This window comes from Nitrospirota bacterium (assembly GCA_016214845.1).
Classification (GTDB): Bacteria; Nitrospirota; Thermodesulfovibrionia; order UBA6902; family UBA6902; genus SURF-23.
Map to the genome: position 1 here is coordinate 17725 of JACRMS010000039.1, position 19605 is coordinate 37329.

The following is a 19605-nucleotide window of genomic DNA, read 5'->3' on the forward strand; positions in this document are numbered from 1 at the left end:
GTTCATATTTTCTTCATTTTTAAATGTTAATTTGGAATATTGAATATGGATCAACCATGAAACAATTAGCTGTCTTAACATTGATCGCCGCCTCGCTGATCGTGCCCTGTCCAGAGGCCTTTGCATTCCATGAAAAACCTGTAACGCCTTACGGCGATTATTGCGAGCAGTGCAGTAAATACGGTACCTGCAAATCCATGATGTCTTTTCACGAGGCGCAAAAGGCTTTAGATAATTATTTTGTTAAGAAGGGGTTCGGTGTCATGATCAACGACCCCGGGCCCGGAAGATTTATAAGGGCAAAAATTATCGACAAAGGCAGAGTGGTGGATGTCATCATCTTCGACCGGCTTACCGGCAGGATGAGGTCCATCTATTAAAAATATCCGCATCAGAAATATTTATTTTTACACCCGCCTGTTTTTTGATAGAATTAACCCGGAACATCCTTAAATGAAAAAGTTCCCTGTATCACGCATGATGCAGGGAGCTATCTGAAGGGGGTATGACCATGAGCAATAAAACAATCCTGATATTATCGGCGTTATTGCTTATCCTGCAGGTGAAATCATTTGCTGATGACAGCCTGCCTGAAAGCGCCACTATTGGACCGCCCGCTGATTTTGCCGCTTCCTCAGTCTTAAAGATATGGGAGGGGGAAATAGGAGATAAGAAAGTGGCGTATTTTAGGTCCGGGAAAGAACAAAAGGTTGAAGAAATTCTTGTCGTTATTCAGGACAATATGCCTCTTGAATTCAGGCGCTTTGAGTATTTCGACAAAGACTGCGACGGAGAACTGAATTTCGTAAAGATAAAAACCTTCAGGGAAGGCGGAGGATGGGAAAAGGCGGAGATAAATGAAAACAACAAATACGCGCTCGAATTCGCCAACGCCAAGTTCAAGGAATATCTGGGTAAGGTCAAAGAGAAAATAGCCGGCAGGACTGCTGAATAGTCTACTTTGATCCCGCTAATAATTTGATCAGCGTTCTCATTTCATCGGAGTCCCATTCCCTGTAGCCCAGAGACACACCAGCCAGGTTTCCTTTGGCGTCTATCAGGACCTTCATCGGGGTCGAACGCACGCCATACTGAGAGCTGACCGCTCCGACTTCATCAAGAAGGACATCAAAGGAGATGTTGTTCTCCTCTAAAAATTTGGAAACTGTGTCCCTGTTCTCTTCTATATCAACGCTTAAAAGCTCAAAAGGTTCTCCTTTGAAGCTCCGGTAAAGGCTTTCGAGGGAAGGCAACTCCTTCCTGCACCATGGTCACCACGTTGTCCAGAAACTGAGGAGGACTACTTTACCTCGGTATTGGCTGAGGCGCACCTTTTCACCTTTCACGGAAGTCAATTCGAAATCCTCGGCCATAACGGGTTTTGCGAATGGGTTCATGTTCATGGCCTGCATTAATTCAGCGACCCTGGCATTGGATGCTACATCAGTTTTAGCTACTACATCAGTTGCGGAGGCTGTCTTGGACGGTTCCTTGCCCTGCTCTTTTGTACAGGAAAGTAAACATGATATGAGAATTATGATAATTGCGGCCACATTAAGATGTTTTCTTTCAGCCTTCATATTTATTAAACAAGCCGTCCTTTCAAAAAATTAATATGATTAGTATATCAATTATCCCGTTTAAAAAACACCTTCACAAATTTTTCACAATTTATTCATTTTCCCTTCAAAACTTTTTATTAAGCTAAATCATACAAATTAAGTACGGATATGATTAAAGATAAATAATATGACATTAATGGTTCTTTTACCCCCCCTCCAACTTAGAGCAGCCAGGGTGTCCTGGCTGCATTTTTTTTAGGCGCGGAATGATTGACCGCTTTTCTTATTTCTGTTAGCATTGATGGGATAATGAAAAAGATTTTCAGTATTATATTGCTTCTGCTTTTGCTGTCTCTTGCCGCGTGCGCTCATACCTCGGCACGCCAGGCGGGCCGCTATGACGGCCTTCTTTATGAAGAGGTCCTTCCCAACGGTTTGAAGGTCTTTGCCCTGAAAGACCCCAATGCCCCGCTGGCTGTTTTTCAGATATGGTACAACGCGGGCTCGATACACGAGCAGGTTGGAAAGACAGGGCTGAGCCATCTGCTTGAACACCTGATGTTTAAGGGCACGCCTAAATACGGGCCCAAGGAATTTTCAAAGATCATAAGCAGGGCAGGCGGAGTTGACAATGCCGGAACGTCGAGGGACTATGTTTATTATCATCAGAAGCTCGCGCCCGACAAACTTTATCTCTCCATCGAGCTTGAAGCCGACAGGATGAGCAACCTGGTCATGGACCCGAAAGAGACCCTCTCGGAAAGGGACGTTGTCATGGAAGAGCGGAGGATGCGCTACGATGACGACCCGCAGAACATTGTATATGAAGAAGTCATGGCGACCGCGTTTAAAAATATCCCTTACAGGTGGCCGGTCATCGGATGGATGGAGGACCTGAAGAGGATCACGCGGGACGACCTCTATAAATATTACAAAGAGCATTACGCGCCAAATAACGCCATGATAATTGTCGCCGGGAACATTGACGTCGACGCGGTGATGACGAAGATCAGAAGCGAGTTCGGCGGCATTCCTAAAGGCGGGAGAATTGAAAATCCCGACATAGCAGAGCCTGAACAGTCCGGCGAAAAAAGGCTGTATGTAAAAAAAGAGGCGGAGCTTCCTTACGTGCTAATCGGATATAAGACCCCGAACTTCCTGAACGATGACGGTTACGCCCTTGAGGTGTTAGCAGGGGTCCTCTCAGGGGGAAAGAGTTCGAGGATCTACAAAAGCCTGATCGATGAAAAGAGGCTTGCGCTTTCCGCGGACGCCTCCTACAGCAGCCTCGATAAATATCCTTCCCTCTTTTTCCTTGACGCTGCGCCCCTGCCCGGGAAATCCATCGACGAAGTTGAAAAGGCCTTGTATGAGGAAGTCGAAAAGATAAAGAAGGAAGCCCCAGACGAGAAGGAAGTCCAGAAGGCAAAGAACCAGGTAGAGGCGGGCTTTATCATGGGGCAGGATTCCATCTTCTTTCAGGCTGAGGTTGTGGCAATGTTTGAAATGCTCGGCGACAGGAAACTCAAGGACAAATATTTTGAAGGTATAAGAAAGGTCACCCCGCAGGACGTCCAGCGCGCAGCGCAGAAATATCTTGTCGAAGATAAAAAGACCGTGGGAGTATTGGTGCCACTGAAGAAAGTTGAGAGTGGGAATTGAAAAAACAGAAGACAGAAGACAGAAGACAGAAGACAGAAGTCACAAATCCCGTTACCCGTTACCCGTTACTCGTCACTGTCTTTATTCTGTTCAATGTTTTCTGTTCAATGTTCACTGACGCTTACGCCCTCGACGTCAAAAGGACCGTACTCGACAACGGACTGACACTCTTAATTGTTGAAAGGCACAACCTTCCCGTTGTAAAGGTCTCCGTCGGCATCAAGGCAGGAAGCATTTTGGAGCCTGAAGAAAAGGCCGGACTTGCAAGCATCACCGCTTCTCTCCTCACGTCCGGCACCCAAAAAATGACTGCGCAGCAGATCAGCGAAGAAATTGAATTTGTAGGCGGCGCCGTCGGGGCCTCCGCAGACGAAGATTTCGCTACAGTGTCGCTCTCTGTTTTGAAAAAAGACATGGACCTCGGCTTCGACCTGCTTTCTGACATAATCATAAATCCGTCTTTCCCCGAAGATGAACTTAATAAAAAGAGGGTCCGCATTAAAGGCAGTCTGAAATCCCAGGAAGACCAGCCTGATTTTGTCGCGTCAAGGGAGTTCAGAAAGGCGGTATTCGGCGCGCATCCCTACGGCCGTCTGGTCCAGGGCACGCCTGAAACGCTCGACGCGATCAAAAGGGATGACGTTGTTAATTTCCACTCTGCTTACTATGTCCCTAACAACGCGATAATGTCCGTTGTCGGCGACATAACTCCTGAGGAGGTCAAGGCCCTGCTTAAGCAATTTTTCCCTGAATGGCATTCAAAGGAAATTAAATCTGCATCTCTCCTGAAGCCAACTGAAGTTAAAGAGAGGAAGACCATCACTATAGACAAAGACCTTACTCAGGCAAATATTATCCTGGGACATGCCGGCATCAGCAGGGACAATCCCGATTATTACGCGGTGTCGGTCATGAATTACATACTCGGCGGGGGCGGCTTTGAATCACGCCTCATGCAGAATGTCAGGGAGGAAAAGGGGCTTGCCTATGACATTCACAGCTTTTTCGCCCCCAATAAGTACAGCGGGACTTTTCAGGTAGGCGTGCAGACAAAGAACGAGTCCGCAAATACAGCGGTTGAGGAGATATTAAAAGAGATAAACAGGATACGAAATACTCCCGTATCGGACACAGAGCTTGCAGACGCAAAGTCATTCCTCACCGGAAGCTTCCCCCTGAGGTTTGAAACAGGCGCGCGCATAGCCAACTTTCTCATAGCGGTTGAATTCTACGGGCTTGGGCTGGACTATATTGATAAATATCCTTCCTATATAAACAGCGTGACAAAAGATGAAGTCCTGCGCGTGGCGAAGAAATACCTCGACCCTGATAACTTTGTCCTTGTTGTTGTTGCCAACCAGGAAAAAGCGGGCTTGAAGCCGGAGTTTAAATAGATCCCTTCACAAGTTCCGCTATCTTTTTGTTCATGCCTTTCACTGATGCTATCTCGTCAACAGTGGCCTTTCTGATTGCGTCAAGGCTTCCGAAATGTTTCAGCAGCGCAAGTCTTCTTGTTTTGGCAATGCCCTTGATCTTTTCAAGCGGGGATTCGAGCGTCCTCTTAGCGCGGAGCTTTTTGTGATAGCTGACGGCAAAGCGGTGGACCTCATCGCGTATCTTCTGGAGCAGGTGCGTTGACGCCTCAAGCGGCCCAAGGTAAACAGGCTGGCGCCTGCCGGGGAGATAGACCCTTTCAAACTCTGTGCGGACACCTGACAGCTTTTGTTCTCTGCCGTCATATTTCGCCTTTGCCATCCCAACCGCTTCAACCGGCAGATCGAAAGGTCTCATCGCCTTCAGCGCTGATTCAAGCTGCCCCCTGCCCCCGTCGATTATTATCAATTGCGGCAGCCTGCCCTCATCGTTTGAGACATTCTTCAGGTATCTGCCGGCCACTTCGCCTATCATTGCAAAATCATCAATGCCTTCAACTGTTTTGATTTTAAAAAGCCTGTAGCCGTCTTTCATGAACTTCCCGTCTTCGTAGACGATCAATGCGCCGACAGCCTCCGATCCTGAAATATTCGATACGTCGATGGCGCCGATACGCCTCGGCACGACCCGCAGACCGAGCAGCTCTTTTATTTTCAAAAGCGTTTCGTCCACCTTTGTTTCTTTATGGACGTTAAATGAATAAAGCGCGTTATCATCCGCCATCTTCAGCACCTTTGCTTCGCCTTTATTCACTGCGTAAGAAAGCCTGACGGGCTTCCCTCTCTTTTCGCTCAGCCATCTCTGCTGTGTCGTCAGTTGCAATTTCAAAGGAATGATTATCCGCGGAGGCAGCAGCATTTCTTTTGAATAAAACTGCTCGACAAAACTCGCGACAAGCTCTTCATTTTCAATGCCGCCTGTTTTTTTCAGGAAGAAATCTTTCTGCCCGATGACCATGCCGTTTCTTATAAAGAGCAAAAACATGGAAGCTTCCTCCGCTTCCCTGTACAGCCCGATGACGTCAATATCGCCAAGCTCCGGCGCAACAGCGCTCTGCGCTTCCCACGCCTTCTCGATAGAGTTAAGCCTGTCCCTGATCTTCGCCGCCTCTTCAAATTCAAGAGCGTCCGAAAGCCGTTGCATCCTGCTTTGAAGACTGCTGAGGAGCTCTTTTTTTTCGCCCTGGATGAACGCCCTTACTTCATCAACTATCTCCATATACCTGTCATGATCTATCGGCGTCCTCCTGTCTTCCGCGCAAGGCGCGATACATCTTCCCATCTGATACTGAACGCAGGGGCGGAACGGCTTCTCAAGGTTGTACCTGCAGATCCTTATGGGGAAATTGCGCCGAATGAATTTCAGCATCTCCCACATGGCACCGGCAGGGACATAGGGTCCGAAGTAAAGCGCGCCGTCCTTTTCAATCCTGCGCACCACTTCAAGCCTCGGCCACTCTTCGTTGACCGTCAGCTTCAGGTACGGGTAGTTTTTATCGTCTCTGAGGATTATGTTGTATGGAGGTTTCACCCTCTTTATAAAATTCGCCTCAAGCACAAGCGCCTCGAGTTCATTGTTCGCCACGATATAATCAAAGTCCCTGACCTCCTGCATCATCTTTGTCTTGCGATCATCAAGCGCGGCTGAATCCTGAAAATACGACCTCACCCTGTTGCGGAGGTTCTTCGCCTTGCCTATGTAAAGGGTCTTCTCCTTAGCGCCCTTCATGATGTAGATCCCGGGCGAGATGGGGACCTGCTCCAGTTTCTTCTTGATATCCATAGTGAAATTATAACTTAAGTGAATAATTGGGGAATGAGTTTATTGAAAACGAACAGCGGCAATGGCAGACAAAGGGAGACTGGCAAATAATTTCTATGCGACACCTTTAAAAAAGAGATAAAAGTTTGCAGTAAAACGCTCTAAATAAAGAAAAGCAGGAATGGGAATGGCGCTTTGTCCGCATTTAAATAAATTGTCGATTATAGAAATTCTTTGCCAGTCTCCCTTTGTCATATCTTAATGACAACCAGAAAGTTTATTATTTCTTCTGCGCCTTCACTTCATCCTTGATCCGTTTGACATGCCCTCTTCCCAGACCTTTCACCTCGCAGCCTAATTCAAAATACCTGCGTATTTTATCATCGTCAAGAATGCCGAAACAGTCTATGATCGCTGCGGGGCCGCCGATCATTTTTACTACTTTGTCGGGATCAAGGTCCATATACTGTTTGTGACGTACCGCGAAGATCACAGCGTCCGCGCCTTTCAAGGCGTCCTTCATGTCTTTTTCCATTTTCATGTTCTTGAGTTTTTCCTGGTTGCGGAAAAACCTTGCGAGGCTGTGTCCCTTCCCCGGATAGGTGTCCTGGCTTTCAAATTCCCACCAGTGAGACAGGTACGGGTCATGGACCTTCATTTCAGCGCCCATCTCCGTCAACCTTCTTACCATAAGTTCCGAGCCGCTGTACCTGGTATCGCCGACGTCCTCCCTGTACGATGCGCCTAACACAAGTATATCCGCAGCCGCGATGGGCCTGCTCATGTTCCTTAAAGCGTCTCTTGTAAGCTGCGCCACATGGAGGGAACGCGTATCGTTGATATTGATGGCAATGGGGGTTATTTTAAAAATGTCGTCTTCAAATCCGTGTATATGTTTATAAGCCCAGACCCCGAGGCCTCCGTCTTTCGGCAGACAGTAACCGCCGATGCCCGGCCCCGGAAAGATAATATTGTTGTGCGTAGGCCGGACCTTTATGGCCTTGATGACTTTTACAAGATCTACTCCGTTGCGCTCAGCAAAGAGACTCCATTCATCAAGAAATGCGAGGATCGTTGCGCGATAGCTGTTTTCAATTATCTTTGCCGTCTCTGATTCAATGGGCTTATCGAGAACGGTGAGAGGATAATCTTTGGTATTAAGTATCTCATTGAGAAATTTTACGACCTTCTCCCTCGCCGGTTTATTTATGCCGCTGCACACGCGCCAGAAATCCCGGATGCTCGATACATAATTCCTTCCCGGCATTACCCTCTCAAAGCTGTGGGCCAGCAGAGGGTCTTTTTTAATCCCGCGCTTTTGAAAAACCTTTTTCATTATCGGGTAGGCGATCTGCTCGGTTGTGCCCGGCGCTACCGTGGTCTCAATGATGACAAGGGCCTCAGGGGAAATGTGTTCAGCCACAATTGCGAGAGACTCTTCAAGAGGCGACATGTCGGCGCGGCCTTCACGCACGTTTCCGACGGCGTCTTTAATATAGTCGCATTGTATATCAAGCACAACTACATCAGCTAAAGAGAGCACGTCGTACACGAATGTGGCGGTAAGGGTTTTCTTGTCACGCACGCATCTCCTGATCATCGGCTCAAGCTCCAGATCTTCGGACACAACCGGAGAGATCCCTTTATTGAGCACCGGTATTTTCCAGTAGCTTCTCGGGCTCGGCCTCTGCATCCCGATTACAAACTTGCCGGGCCGGCCTTTTTTATTTACGGTGTCTGCGATAACAGCGGCCATTGCAACTCCAACAAAGCCGACCCCCATGACCACGACGATCTCCCGGTCCAGCTTTTTCTGCTTTTCAACTTCCTTTTTCAGACGATTAAATTCTTTTTTGTATTCGTTCTGCGAAGGCAACGGGAACTTCTCGCCGTCAGGGCTTACTGAATATGCAATGCTCATGGATCTTCTCTCCTTTGATGATTTCGTGTTTAAAATATTATAACGGTTATTTTTTTTCTTGAACAACCCCTCACCCGATTTCTGTCTCTAAATTCAGCTTTCCGCCTTCATCCCTCTGCCTTAACTATATATCCGGCATTCACAACGGCCTTTGCGATCTCGTCCTTATTTGTTTTTGACTCATCGTATACAATCTTAGCAGCGCCGACAGATACATCCGCCGAGGTTACCCCCTTGATTCCGCTGACAGCCTTTTTCACTGCCATGACGCAATGCTGACAACTCATACCTTCTATCTTTAATTCAATCACAGCCATCACTGACCTCCTGTTTTATAATTAGTTCTAATTCTACTTTGCAATCAAGATGACACCTTTGTCATTCCGGCTTGTCCAGAATCTTTCTTTGTTTTCAGAAGGATTCCCGACGCGCTCCGCTTGCGGGAATGACAACTTAAACACTTAATGGAATAACTCTTAAACTTTTTAAAGCCCCCACCGCCAGTAAGCAATTACAAATAATACCAGAAATACGATCGTCAAGTTCATATATGCTACAAAATAGAAGGCCTTTTGCGCAAAACTCCTCGACGGCTGGCGGGCAGCGTCATATGTTCCGGTTATTTTGAGTCCTGAAAGTTTTTCCTCTCCGTGCGGCGCCTTTGGAAGAAAGCTCGTAAGATCGCTGCCCGCGAGGTGTTTCATGTGGACCCCGTTCTTCCAGAGCTTCAATCCGGTAACATCATAAACATTTCCTTTGTATGCAATGAATGAAGAGGCACCTTCTTTTCCGTCAAAAGAAGAAAGCGTAACTGGACCGAATATCCCTTCTTTCGGGAATTCCTTCCTCCTGGTCCCTTTTTTAAGTTTCGGCCCCACAAACAGCACTACGAAAATGGCTGTCGCAACCATTATTATGTATAAAATAATTTTAATTGAAAGCGTCATCCCCCACAGGCTTTTCCAAAGCACATCGAGGCCTCTGATCCTGGACACTGTAAGCAGGAGCCCGGTGATGCCTGTAACAGCCATGGAAACTAATCCGAGCGCGACTTCTCCTTTAGGCAATCCCCTCGCTGCGTATCCGGGCCGCAAGATGATATGCACATAAAGTATGGTCCCAAACCATAGAAAGGCGGCAATGATATGGAACGCGCCAATGAAGAACCTCACTGATTTTTTTATGGGGCCAAGCACACGGAAACCGCCCGAGGGAGGCCACACATACCCTGAAGCCGAATATTCAATCCCCTTACTGGAAAGGTCGCCGCCCTCCTCTGACAGGTGGCAGATCTTGCAGCCCTGCCTTGTCTTCTCCGCATATTCCGGAATTGCACATGCCACCGAAGCGAATAAAAACAGGAACACTATACATAGTCCTGCCGGCAGAAAAGTTTTCCGCATGATACCCTCCATTTTTTGCATGAATAAATTATACATGATGTAATTTGTTATGAGAACCCGAACCCCCCAATCTTGCTTCTGTCTTCTTGCTTCTGTCTTCTTGCTTCTGTCTTCTTGCTTCTGTCTTCTTGCTTCTGTCTTCTGACTTCTGTCTTCTGACTTCTGACTACTGTCTTCTGCCTCCCCGTCCCTTTTGTATATCCAATGATTTATGTTATATTTTTAGGGCGATGGACAAGAAGCTTATTGATGAATCAAAAAAGTATTTAATGAACACTTACAACCGCGCCCCTATCGTCCTGAGAAAAGGACGGGGGATGAAGGTGTGGGACTCCACGGGAAAGGAATACATCGATTTTGTCGGAGGTGTCGCCGTAAACTGTCTCGGGCACTGCCATCCCAAGGTTGTAATTGCGATACAAAAGCAGGCTCAGAGGCTCATTCATGTCTCAAACCTGTACCACATTGAGCCGCAGATCAGGCTTGCAAAATTACTTATTGATAACTCGTTTGCCGACAAAGTCTTCTTCTGCAATTCAGGAGCGGAGGCGATCGAAGGCGCAATCAAGCTTGCGAGAAAATATTCAAAAGACCCTGTTGCAGGCAATAAATATGAGATCATTGCCGCGCTCGGTTCATTTCACGGGAGGACGCTCGCGGCCCTTAGCGCGACCGGGCAGGAAAAATTTCAGAAGGGATTTGAACCTTTAATGCCGGGCTTTAAGCACGTTCCGTTCAATGATGTTGACGCCCTGAAAAATGCGATATCTGCAAACACGTGCGCTGTTCTCCTTGAACCTATACAGGGCGAAGGCGGGGTAAGGTTCCCTTCGGAAGATTACTTGAAACAGGTCCGGCAGATATGCGATGAGAACAAGTTACTGCTGGTCCTCGATGAAATTCAAACCGGGATGGGACGGACAGGTAAACTCTTCGCGTACGAGCACTACGGCATACAACCTGATATCATGACGCTTGCAAAAGGGCTCGGCGGCGGAGTCGCTATAGGGGCCGTCCTTGCAAAAGAAAATGTCGCCGCCGCGTTTCAGCCGGGCACTCACGCCTCGACCTTCGGCGGAAATCCTCTGGCCTGCGCGGCAGGGGTGGTCACGATGGAAACCCTGCTTGAGGACGGTTTTATGTTTGACCACTGCAGGCGGATCGGGAAATATTTCAAAGACAGCCTTGAAAGATTAAAAAAAGACTTCCCCTCATACATAGCTGATATCAGAGGGCTGGGACTTTTGATCGGAATGGAAATGACAAGGGCCGGAGGGCCTATTGTCGACACCTGCATGGGAAGAGGATTGCTCATAAACTGCACAAGCGGCAATGTCCTGCGCTTTACACCTCCGCTCATTGTCAATGAAAAGGAAATCGACCACCTGATTGATACCCTTGAAGATATCTTTGCAAGACAATAATTAATTAAGGGAGACATGGAACATGAAAAAAGACCTTCTTACATTACTGGATTTGACGCCGGAAGATTTACAGGCCCTATTGAAAAGGGCCGTTGAATTTAAATCGGGGAAGGACATTTCAGCATGTCCCCTCATAGGCAAGAGCATCGGGCTTCTGTTTAACAAAACCTCAACCCGCACGAGGATATCATTTCAGACAGGCATATACCAGCTTGGCGCTCAGGCAATTTACATAAACACAAACGACCTGCAGCTTGGCAGGGGAGAGACGATTGAGGACACCGCAAAGGTCCTTTCGAGATATTTACACGGGATAGTGATCAGGACCTATGAGCACGACACTATTGAAACACTTGCAAAGAATTCCACGATCCCCATAATCAACGGTCTGACCGACCTGCACCATCCCTGTCAGGCCCTTGCTGACGCGCTGACCATTCAGGAAAAAAAGGGACGGCTGAAAGATGTGCGCATGGTTTACGTCGGCGACGGCAACAACGTTGCAAACTCATTGATTGAAGCCGCCTTGCTGACGGGGATAGACCTTGTGATTGCATGTCCGCGCGGTTATGAGCCTGATAGATCGATTACTGAAGATGCGCGCTCAAAAGGCGCAAAGGTAACTGTCCTGGCAAATCCCGAGGAAGCAGCAAAGGGCGCTGACGTGCTTTACACTGATGTTTGGATAAGCATGGGCCAGGAGAAAGAAGTCGAGAGGAAGAAAAAGAAGTTCGAGGGTTATCAGATAAACAGAAAATTGTTGTCTCTCGCGAAACCGGACGCAATCGTAATGCACTGCCTGCCCGCGCACAGGGGCGAGGAGATAACTGATGACGTCATCGATTCTCCGCAGAGCGTAGTCATTGACCAGGCGGAAAACAGGCTGCACACACAAAAGGCCCTTCTTGAGATGCTGGTGAAGTAAATGAAACCGGTCATGCTCATTGTCCTTGACGGCTGGGGGATCGGGCACAATCCCGAAGCCGACGCCACTGAAAAGTCGAACATCCCTTTTTATAAAAGCATCATAAAAGAATATCCGCACACCGCGCTTGCATGCTCCGGCGAAGCTGTCGGCCTGCCTGAAGGACAGATGGGAAATTCCGAAGTGGGGCATCTGAACCTGGGCGCGGGAAGAATTGTATACCAGGATTACGCAAAGATAAATAAAGCCATCCGCGACGGCGCTTTTCAAAAAAACCCTGCCCTGATTGACGCAATGAATGCCGCTGTCACAAATAACAGCGCGGTCCATTTTCTCGGTCTTGTATCGGACGGCGGTGTGCACAGCCACATCAGGCATCTCTACGCGTTGATCGATATGGCAGTGGTCCAGGGAGTGAAGAAGACATTCATCCACGCGTTTATGGACGGAAGGGACACGCCACCAGCATCAGGAATTAATTACATCAAAGAGCTTGAGGCGTACATAAAGGACAAGCCCTCAGTAAAAATCGCTACGGTGACCGGCAGGTACTGGGCCATGGACAGGGACAAACGATGGGACAGGGTGGAACAGGCGTACAAAGCACTTGTGCTCGGCGAGGGGAAAAAAGCCAGTTCAGCGGAAGAAGCAGTTGAGCAAAGTTACAAGCTCCATGAGAATGACGAATTTATAAAGCCCTCTGTAATATGTAACGACTCTGGGCCGGTCGGGAATATACGTGATGGAGACTCGGTGATATTTTTTAATTTCAGGGCGGACAGGGCGCGGGAACTGACAAGAGCCTTGACCGATAAAGAATTTACTTCCTTTGAAAGAGGCAATCCTCCTGCGCTGAGCTCATACGTGACAATGACTCTCTATGATGAGACCTTTTCATTCCCGGCAGCGTTCCCGCCGATGCAATTGAACAATATATTCGCCGAGGTCTTAAGCGGACACAATCTAAAACAGTTGAGGATCGCCGAGACGGAAAAATACGCGCACGTAACTTATTTCTTTAACGGGGGAGAAGAGAGATCTTTTGACGGCGAAGACCGGAGCCTCATCCCGTCTCCGCGCGATGTGGCGACTTATGATCTAAAACCCGAAATGAGCGCGTATCTCGTCACCGACGAGGTCGTGAAAAGGATACAGCAGCAGAGTTATGATTTCATTCTTTTGAACTTCGCCAATCCAGATATGGTAGGCCACACGGGAATAATGGAGGCAGCAGTCAAGGCGTGCGAGGCCATTGATAAATGTCTGAAGAGAATTTCAGAAGAGATTGATAAAGCCGGCGGACTGCTGCTCATTACCGCTGACCACGGCAATTGCGAATTGATGTTTGAAAATAACGGCCCCTTCACAGCCCACACAACAAATCTGGTCCCCTTTATTCTTCTGAAAAAAGGCATCAAACTGCGTGACAAAGGAATCCTCGCAGATGTCGCGCCCACCCTCCTTGAACTGATGGGGATCAAACAACCGGAAGAGATGACGGGGAAGAGTTTGATAGAGAAGTAATGATCGTCAACATAGATTGCGATTGTGGAGGGGAAGAAACGAATGTTAGAATAGAAATCATGAGGAGGTGCAAAAAATGATAGAAGTAAAAATTCCCATATCATCTGATGAAATCATTGAAGCCGTTAAAAAAATGAAAAAGCATGAAAGAGAATCTTTTATCGAAGACTTACTTGCTATGACTTCTCCTGATTATCTCAAAAGCGTCAAGGAAGCACGGGCCGAGTATAAAGCAGGCAGGACAAAGTCGCATAAAGAGCTTTTCGGAGAATAAGTTACAAACTTGTCTATACCCGCAGGGCGGAAAAAGACATCAAGAAACTTGATCCTTCCATAAAACACCAGATAGGCAAAGCCCTCCTGAAATTGCAGAACAATCCTTTTGAACACTCTGAAAAACTGACAGATCCTAAAATTGGGGCCTACCGTTTTCGCATAGGTGATTACAGAGTCATTATTGATATTGAAGGTAAAGATATTGTTATATTGAGAGTCGGTCACCGCAAGGAAATTTATAAGAGGCTCTAAATTGCCTCAAATCCTCACACCGCAAGAGATGACCTCCCACACTTTTCAGTTTCCCCTTTATAACGATTATGTATAATAGTACATCACAAAAAACTGAGGGTTGATATGGATATCCCAAAGACATTAGAAGACCGCACTCGTTTGTCGGCTTTAAGACAACGAATCCCCGGCTTTCACAGAGCCTCAAACACAACACAAAGAAAAAAGAAGAAACGGAAGTAAGATGAAAGACATAACCGACATTGCGATTGTAGAGGAAAAGATGGATTTGAACCGTCGATAATTTGTCGACAGAATTGCCCTGCTTGAAAATTATATGGTAAAGTTAAGTAAGACAACCTCACAGAGAGAATCTGATGAAAAGAAAAAAGACGCAAAAAAACATCGTGGACCACTGGCGGACAGAGTTGACGCCGGAGGAGCGAAAAAAGTTGTATCTGAAAAGCATCCCCGAACAGGTAAGCGCCTCCATGGCGTTCGAAGGCGAGCCGGTAAGCCTCAAGATGCTGAAAGAGTATCTGAAGAGCCTGAAGAATACTCTTCAACCACACGTTACATAGAATCCAGTCTCGGCATTAAATCATACACAGAGCTTGCTCCATATCTTGCAAAGGGTGTGGAACAATATGCTTAACAACTTTCTCAACACCCTTTTCCCGGAGACCTGCCCGGTCTGTCAGAATCGGGCACAAGACCATGTAACAGCGCCGATATGTTCGGATTGCTGGCAGGAGGTGTCTCCGTACAAAGGCCCCCTTTGCCGGAGATGCGGGAAGCCGCTTGTTTCCGGAGAGTCCGCTACATGCGGAGAATGTATTCAGGATGAACCGGCGTTTGTTTACGCAAGGAGTTTCGGGCTTTACGAAGGAGCGTTGAAGAAGGCGATAAACCTCCTGAAATTCTACGGGATAAAAAGACTTTCAAAACCTCTATCTGATATAATAACCCAAATTAAATTGCCGCATGTTGACGCGGTAATTCCGGTTCCGCTTCATGAAAAACGCCTGAGGCAGAGGGAGTTCAACCAGTCCGCCCTCCTTGCAAAATATCTGGCAGAAAGTTTGGGAACAGATGTCGTAGTCAACTGTCTTGTCAAGATAAGGGACACGAGGCCGCAGGTGGGACTCAGTTCGCAGGAGAGAAGAAAAAACCTGAGTAAGGCTTTTGATATAAAACAGAGAGAACTCATCAACGGGAAGAACATCATGCTTGTGGATGACGTGGTCACAACAGGCGCCACCGTGCGTGAGTGTTCGAAGGTTTTAAAAAAAGCAGGCGCGAAAAATATTTATGCCATCACGCTTGCCCACGGAGTGATGGATTAAGGCAGACAACCACGGAAATGAATAGGAGATGAGAAGTGTGGTTAAAAGTAAAATAAACTATGTTTGAAATATTGCAAAAGAAGAAAATAGCCCCTCTGGTTGACGAGCTGACGATCAGCGCGCCGTATATTGCCGGACACGCGAAGGCCGGGAATTTTGTCGTGCTGAGGATCCATGAAAAGGGCGAACGGATCCCCCTGACCATTGCCGATGCTGACAGGCAGGAGGGCACCATTACCCTTCTTTTCCAGAAGATCGGAAAGACAACAGTTGAGCTGGGGATGCTAAAACCCGGTGACTCCATCAAAGATATTGCCGGGCCATTGGGACATGCAACGCCGGTCACTAAATACGGCCACTGTGTTCTTGTCGGCGGAGGAATAGGATCAGCCACCCTGTATCCAATTTTGAAAGCATTGCAAGACGCGGAGAACAAAACAACGGTAATCCTCGGGGCGCGCACAAAAGAGCTCCTTGTGTGGGAAGATAAATTCAGAGAGAGCGCAAGTGAAATGCTGCCCACAACCGATGACGGGAGTTCAGGCAGGAAGGGCCTGGTCACTGAAGTATTGAAAGAGGTAATTGAGAGAGAACAGGTTGACCTTGTAATCGCGGTCGGGCCGATAAGGATGATGAAAGCGGTCTCGGAACTGACGAGGCCTTATAAGATAAAAACCATCGTAAGCCTTAATCCCGTAATGGTTGAAGGCACGGGCATGTGCGGGGCGTGCAGGGTGAACATTGCCGGAAAGACAAGGTTCGCATGCGCTGACGGGCCTGAGTTTGACGGGCATGAAGTTGATTTTCATGAACTTGAGAACCGCCTGAATTTTTATAAAGATGAAGAAGGGCAGGCGCTGCATTTATTTATCAGAAAGACAAAACGCAAAGGAATGAAATTAGCATAAATGCGATTCAGAAAACCTGACAAAAGAAAAAATGATTTCAAGGAAGTCGCGCTCGGTCTGACTGAAAGACAGGCTGTAGCCGAGGCCAACAGGTGCCTTCAGTGTAAAAAGCCCCACTGTATTGCCGGCTGTCCCGTTGAGGTGGACATTCCGAAGTTTATTTCGTTTGTCAAAGAAAAAGACTTCTTGGGCGGGCTAAGGAAGATAAGGGAATTCAATATGCTGCCTGCCATTTGCGGAAGGGTCTGTCCGCAGGAACACCAGTGCCAGGGCGGCTGCGTACTTGGAAAAAAGAAACGTCCGGTCTCGATCGGCGCGCTGGAGCGCTTTGTTGCTGACTATGAGTTATCGTCAGAACAGATGGAACTGCCGGAAATAAACCCGCTCAACGGTCACAAAGTTGCGGTGGTCGGCTCAGGGCCAGCGGGTTTGACAGTGGCGGCAGACCTCGCGAAAATAGGCTACGACATCACTGTCTTTGAAGCGCTTCATGAACCCGGAGGAGTGCTGACGTACGGCATTCCCGAATTCAGGCTTCCCAAAAAGATCATTCAGCGGGAGATCGAGTTTGTAAAAAACCTCGGCGTTAAGATCATACTCAACTGGGTCGTCGGAAGGACGCAGACAGTCAACGAGCTTTTTGAAGACGGATTCAAGGCGATATTCATAGGCGTTGGCGCGGGTTCTCCAAAATATCTCGGCATCCCCGGCGAAAACCTGAACAACGTGTATTTCGCATCGGAATTTCTTACAAGAGTCAATCTTATGAAGGCGTATAAATTCCCGACATATGATACGCCGGTAAAAAAGGCCCGCCGTGTGGCGGTTGTTGGCGGGGGAAACGTTGCGATGGATTCTGCAAGGACCGCTTTACGGCTCGGCGCGGAGAAGGTCTATATAGTTTACAGAAGGACTGAACATGAAATGCCGTGCAGGCATGAAGAGGTTGAAAACGCAACTGAAGAAGGCATAGAGTTTTTCTTTTTGACGAACCCCAGGGAGATACTCGGCGACGAAAGAGGTTATGTAAAGGGCATCAAGTGCGACAAGATGGTGTTATGCGAGCCGGATGCATCTGGCAGGAGAAGGCCTGAATGTTCCGGCGAGGAATTCATTCTCGATGTTGATCAGGTGATAATGGCAATCGGGCAGACATCAAATCCCATACTCATCCGCTCGATTGACGGTCTGGATCTATGGGGGGAGGGTTACATTAAAGCCGATCACGACGGCAGGACGAATATACCGGGAATTTTCGCCGGAGGCGATATCACTACAGGAGCCGCAACCGTCATCAGCGCGATGGGCGCGGGCAAAAGGGCTGCGCGTTCAATAGACAACTTCATCATGGGACGTTCTGAAACTACGGCACAACCTACCGAATCCGTAAAACATTAGCCACAGATGAACGCAGATAATCACCGATAGAAAAATGAAGGGCTCTGCATCAAGATAGAAAATTACCAAGTTTAAAATATCCGCGTCAATCTGCGCAGATCAGCGGCTGACCGTCTTTTTAAGATCAAAAAGTCAGCCCGAGGTTTACCCCGTATATATCGCCTTTTGATTCAGGCTGGTACCACCCGTCGACTATCTCGGATTTTGAAAATCTCAGGCCTTCATAAAATACCGCGGTCCTGAGCATCTTCCATTTAACCCCTGCTTCCGCAAAATAAGACTCTTTCTTGCCGGGCTCAAGCTTAACTGTCCCGCTGCCGAGCACGTTCAGGTCCGCCTCGTTTTCATTATGCACCGGGAACTTTATTCCGCCCTCAACAAAGACTTTTCCGAGGCCGTAAAAAGCAATATCGCTGTGTATCCCGGCCTGAACATACACAGTGCTCCATTTCTCAAGATACCCTGTTGCCATAGACGTGCTCTTGATGTCCCTCTCCCAGTAGCGATAACCGGGGCCTGCAAAAGGTTCAATTGAAAATCTTTCGCTTAAGTTAAATTTATAACCTATATTCCCTTCTATTTTGACGCCTAAATAATCCACATCGGTTTGAACAGGAGTTCCATCCTGTGTCTGTCCGTCATAGTCAATTCTCCCTCCGAACAGTTCTCCCTTCATCTTCAAAGTCAATGAGTTAATATCCAACTTTGCCAGGCCGCCAACGCCAAAGACCGGGCCTGACTCTTTTAAAAGCTGAGTTCCGCTGTTATCAAATTCCTTCCAAACAAAACTTTCACCCTTCAAATAAACATCATATTCATTCTCCGCCGAGGCTGTTTGCGGGAGCAAAACGCTATAACACGTTGTTGCTAAAATCAGAAAAGCAATAATTGCGGCGGTCCGTTTCATGCACTGGTTCTCCTTTATAGAAGCTAAATAAATTTTCATTTCCTTACCTCATATCCGATCGTCTTCTCTGTCCATGAAGAAGGATCGATCTCGGAAAGCTCTTTCATCAGATCTGTGATCATGGGCTGCTGAATGTCCCCGGAGAGAAAATCAACTTTTTCCTTTGACGCTATTATTAAAACTGATTCCACCGAACGGCTGAGTTTCTTCGGCGTGTTCACCCGGAACCTCAGGCCGATCAGCCTGTATGTGTCATCAGGGAAAATAAACTCCTGGCGCGCGGGAAGGACTTCCACCTTAACGTGCTGGTTGGGGTAAAGCTTTGACACGGACCCGTCCTGCCCCACGCTGAAAATGTTTATATATGAATCTTCATTCGCGCTGACTCTCACCTGGACCTCGTCGTTGTCCTGAAATACCGGCGATTCCATGGCCGTCTTTTTGTCGGGCCTTAAAACCTTTGCCCTCATAATGGCGAGGTTCCCCTTCTTTTCCGTGTTGATGGGTTTGACATAGGCCTTGAGCTTGCAATAATAAGAGAGCTGATTGCCTACTATCCTCGGCACGTCCTCAATGACTTCTTCTTTCACGATCAGGCCCTTGGTTGCGGTCTTGACGAGGTCGCTGACAAAATCGCTGTTATAAAGAACGGTGGAGCCGTGGATCTCAACGCCCACTGCCTGTTCAAGCGCGTTCCTCCTTGCGTTGTTTCTCGCCATCGCCCTGCCCTGAGCGGGCGGAGTGTCCTCGCCGAGGATGGACATGCCCTCAGCGGTGACTTCTTTTAGATCATCCCTGGGATGAACTGTTTCATTCTGCGCCTGTGCGTAAGAAAAAGTTAAAACAAACATTAAAACAAAAGTTAAAGACGAGAGAATGTATTTCTTCATATGTTCTCCTTGGCTGCGCTTTGGGAATATAAA

General features: G+C 47.7%; 21 protein-coding genes. 13 read left to right on the forward strand and 8 right to left on the reverse strand.

What is annotated here, in order from left to right; all coding sequences use genetic code 11:
• The first annotated feature begins 56 nt into the window (after positions 1 to 56).
• A complete protein-coding gene (locus HZB61_15420; protein ID MBI5057998.1) occupies positions 57 to 380 on the forward strand; it encodes a hypothetical protein in 324 nt (107 codons plus the stop codon).
• Between the two features lie 131 nt (positions 381 to 511).
• Positions 512 to 955, forward strand: coding sequence for a hypothetical protein (locus HZB61_15425; GenBank protein MBI5057999.1), 444 nt, complete (start codon positions 512 to 514; stop codon positions 953 to 955).
• A gap of 1 nt (position 956) precedes the next feature.
• Here the strand turns inward: HZB61_15425 and HZB61_15430 are convergent, their stop codons facing one another.
• Together HZB61_15430 and HZB61_15435 are read right to left on the reverse strand one after the other, a co-directional pair.
• Positions 957 to 1253: a TlpA family protein disulfide reductase gene (locus HZB61_15430; protein MBI5058000.1), complete on the reverse strand. Its 297-nt coding sequence runs from the start codon at positions 1251 to 1253 to the stop codon at positions 957 to 959.
• Between the two features lie 18 nt (positions 1254 to 1271).
• Positions 1272 to 1412, reverse strand: coding sequence for a redoxin domain-containing protein (locus HZB61_15435; GenBank protein MBI5058001.1), 141 nt, complete (start codon positions 1410 to 1412; stop codon positions 1272 to 1274).
• Between the two features lie 459 nt (positions 1413 to 1871).
• On the opposite strand from HZB61_15435, the gene HZB61_15440 reads away from it, so the two are divergent.
• Both HZB61_15440 and HZB61_15445 read left to right on the forward strand, forming a co-directional pair.
• Positions 1872 to 3224, forward strand: a complete 1353-nt coding sequence (locus HZB61_15440; GenBank protein ID MBI5058002.1) for an insulinase family protein — start codon at positions 1872 to 1874, stop codon at positions 3222 to 3224.
• Entirely contained in the window at positions 3221 to 4618 is a 1398-nt protein-coding gene (locus HZB61_15445) for an insulinase family protein (protein MBI5058003.1), read from the forward strand. The genes HZB61_15440 and HZB61_15445 overlap by 4 nt, the downstream gene beginning before the upstream one ends.
• Here HZB61_15445 and uvrC read toward each other — a convergent pair.
• The 4 genes from uvrC to HZB61_15465 form a co-directional block, all read right to left on the reverse strand.
• Positions 4611 to 6440: an excinuclease ABC subunit UvrC gene (gene uvrC / locus HZB61_15450; GenBank protein ID MBI5058004.1), complete on the reverse strand. Its 1830-nt coding sequence runs from the start codon at positions 6438 to 6440 to the stop codon at positions 4611 to 4613. The two genes, HZB61_15445 and uvrC, sit on opposite strands and share 8 nt — an antisense overlap.
• A 259-nt stretch (positions 6441 to 6699) precedes the next feature.
• Positions 6700 to 8340: a nucleotide sugar dehydrogenase gene (locus HZB61_15455; GenBank protein ID MBI5058005.1), complete on the reverse strand. Its 1641-nt coding sequence runs from the start codon at positions 8338 to 8340 to the stop codon at positions 6700 to 6702.
• A 107-nt stretch (positions 8341 to 8447) separates the two neighbouring features.
• Positions 8448 to 8657: a heavy-metal-associated domain-containing protein gene (locus HZB61_15460; protein MBI5058006.1), complete on the reverse strand. Its 210-nt coding sequence runs from the start codon at positions 8655 to 8657 to the stop codon at positions 8448 to 8450.
• Between the two features lie 168 nt (positions 8658 to 8825).
• On the reverse strand, positions 8826 to 9743 hold the full coding sequence (locus HZB61_15465; GenBank protein MBI5058007.1) for a cytochrome B5: 918 nt from the start codon (positions 9741 to 9743) through the stop codon (positions 8826 to 8828).
• Between the two features lie 230 nt (positions 9744 to 9973).
• Here HZB61_15465 and HZB61_15470 point away from each other — a divergent pair, with 230 nt between their 5' ends.
• The 9 genes from HZB61_15470 to gltA all read left to right on the forward strand — a co-directional run bounded on the left by HZB61_15470 (position 9974) and on the right by gltA (position 17775).
• Entirely contained in the window at positions 9974 to 11167 is a 1194-nt protein-coding gene (locus HZB61_15470) for an acetylornithine transaminase (GenBank protein MBI5058008.1), read from the forward strand.
• A gap of 22 nt (positions 11168 to 11189) precedes the next feature.
• Positions 11190 to 12092 carry an ornithine carbamoyltransferase gene (argF, locus tag HZB61_15475; protein ID MBI5058009.1) on the forward strand — a complete coding sequence of 301 codons (903 nt, stop codon included), beginning with the start codon at positions 11190 to 11192 and terminating at the stop codon, positions 12090 to 12092.
• On the forward strand, positions 12093 to 13616 hold the full coding sequence (locus HZB61_15480) for a 2,3-bisphosphoglycerate-independent phosphoglycerate mutase (GenBank protein ID MBI5058010.1): 1524 nt from the start codon (positions 12093 to 12095) through the stop codon (positions 13614 to 13616). It begins immediately after the preceding gene.
• A 76-nt stretch (positions 13617 to 13692) separates the two neighbouring features.
• Positions 13693 to 13890 (forward strand): hypothetical protein, encoded by a 198-nt coding sequence (locus tag HZB61_15485; GenBank protein MBI5058011.1) that lies wholly within the window; start codon positions 13693 to 13695, stop codon positions 13888 to 13890.
• On the forward strand, positions 13887 to 14144 hold the full coding sequence (locus HZB61_15490; GenBank protein ID MBI5058012.1) for a type II toxin-antitoxin system RelE/ParE family toxin: 258 nt from the start codon (positions 13887 to 13889) through the stop codon (positions 14142 to 14144). The genes HZB61_15485 and HZB61_15490 overlap by 4 nt, the downstream gene beginning before the upstream one ends.
• Before the next feature lie 356 nt (positions 14145 to 14500).
• Positions 14501 to 14704 (forward strand): hypothetical protein, encoded by a 204-nt coding sequence (locus HZB61_15495; protein MBI5058013.1) that lies wholly within the window; start codon positions 14501 to 14503, stop codon positions 14702 to 14704.
• A 66-nt stretch (positions 14705 to 14770) separates the two neighbouring features.
• Entirely contained in the window at positions 14771 to 15469 is a 699-nt protein-coding gene (locus HZB61_15500) for a ComF family protein (GenBank protein ID MBI5058014.1), read from the forward strand.
• A 59-nt stretch (positions 15470 to 15528) separates the two neighbouring features.
• Positions 15529 to 16377 carry a sulfide/dihydroorotate dehydrogenase-like FAD/NAD-binding protein gene (locus tag HZB61_15505; GenBank protein MBI5058015.1) on the forward strand — a complete coding sequence of 283 codons (849 nt, stop codon included), beginning with the start codon at positions 15529 to 15531 and terminating at the stop codon, positions 16375 to 16377.
• Positions 16378 to 17775, forward strand: coding sequence for an NADPH-dependent glutamate synthase (gltA, locus tag HZB61_15510; GenBank protein MBI5058016.1), 1398 nt, complete (start codon positions 16378 to 16380; stop codon positions 17773 to 17775). It begins immediately after the preceding gene.
• 124 nt (positions 17776 to 17899) lie between these two features.
• Here gltA and HZB61_15515 read toward each other — a convergent pair whose 3' ends face one another.
• Complete coding sequence (locus tag HZB61_15515) at positions 17900 to 18721, reverse strand: autotransporter domain-containing protein (GenBank protein ID MBI5058017.1); 822 nt, start codon at positions 18719 to 18721, stop codon at positions 17900 to 17902.
• The gene (locus HZB61_15520; GenBank protein MBI5058018.1) at positions 18718 to 19572 is read right to left on the reverse strand and encodes a DUF4384 domain-containing protein; all 855 of its coding nucleotides are present in this window, start codon (positions 19570 to 19572) and stop codon (positions 18718 to 18720) included. Before HZB61_15520 ends, HZB61_15515 begins: the two co-directional genes overlap by 4 nt.
• Positions 19573 to 19605: the final 33 nt, after the last annotated feature.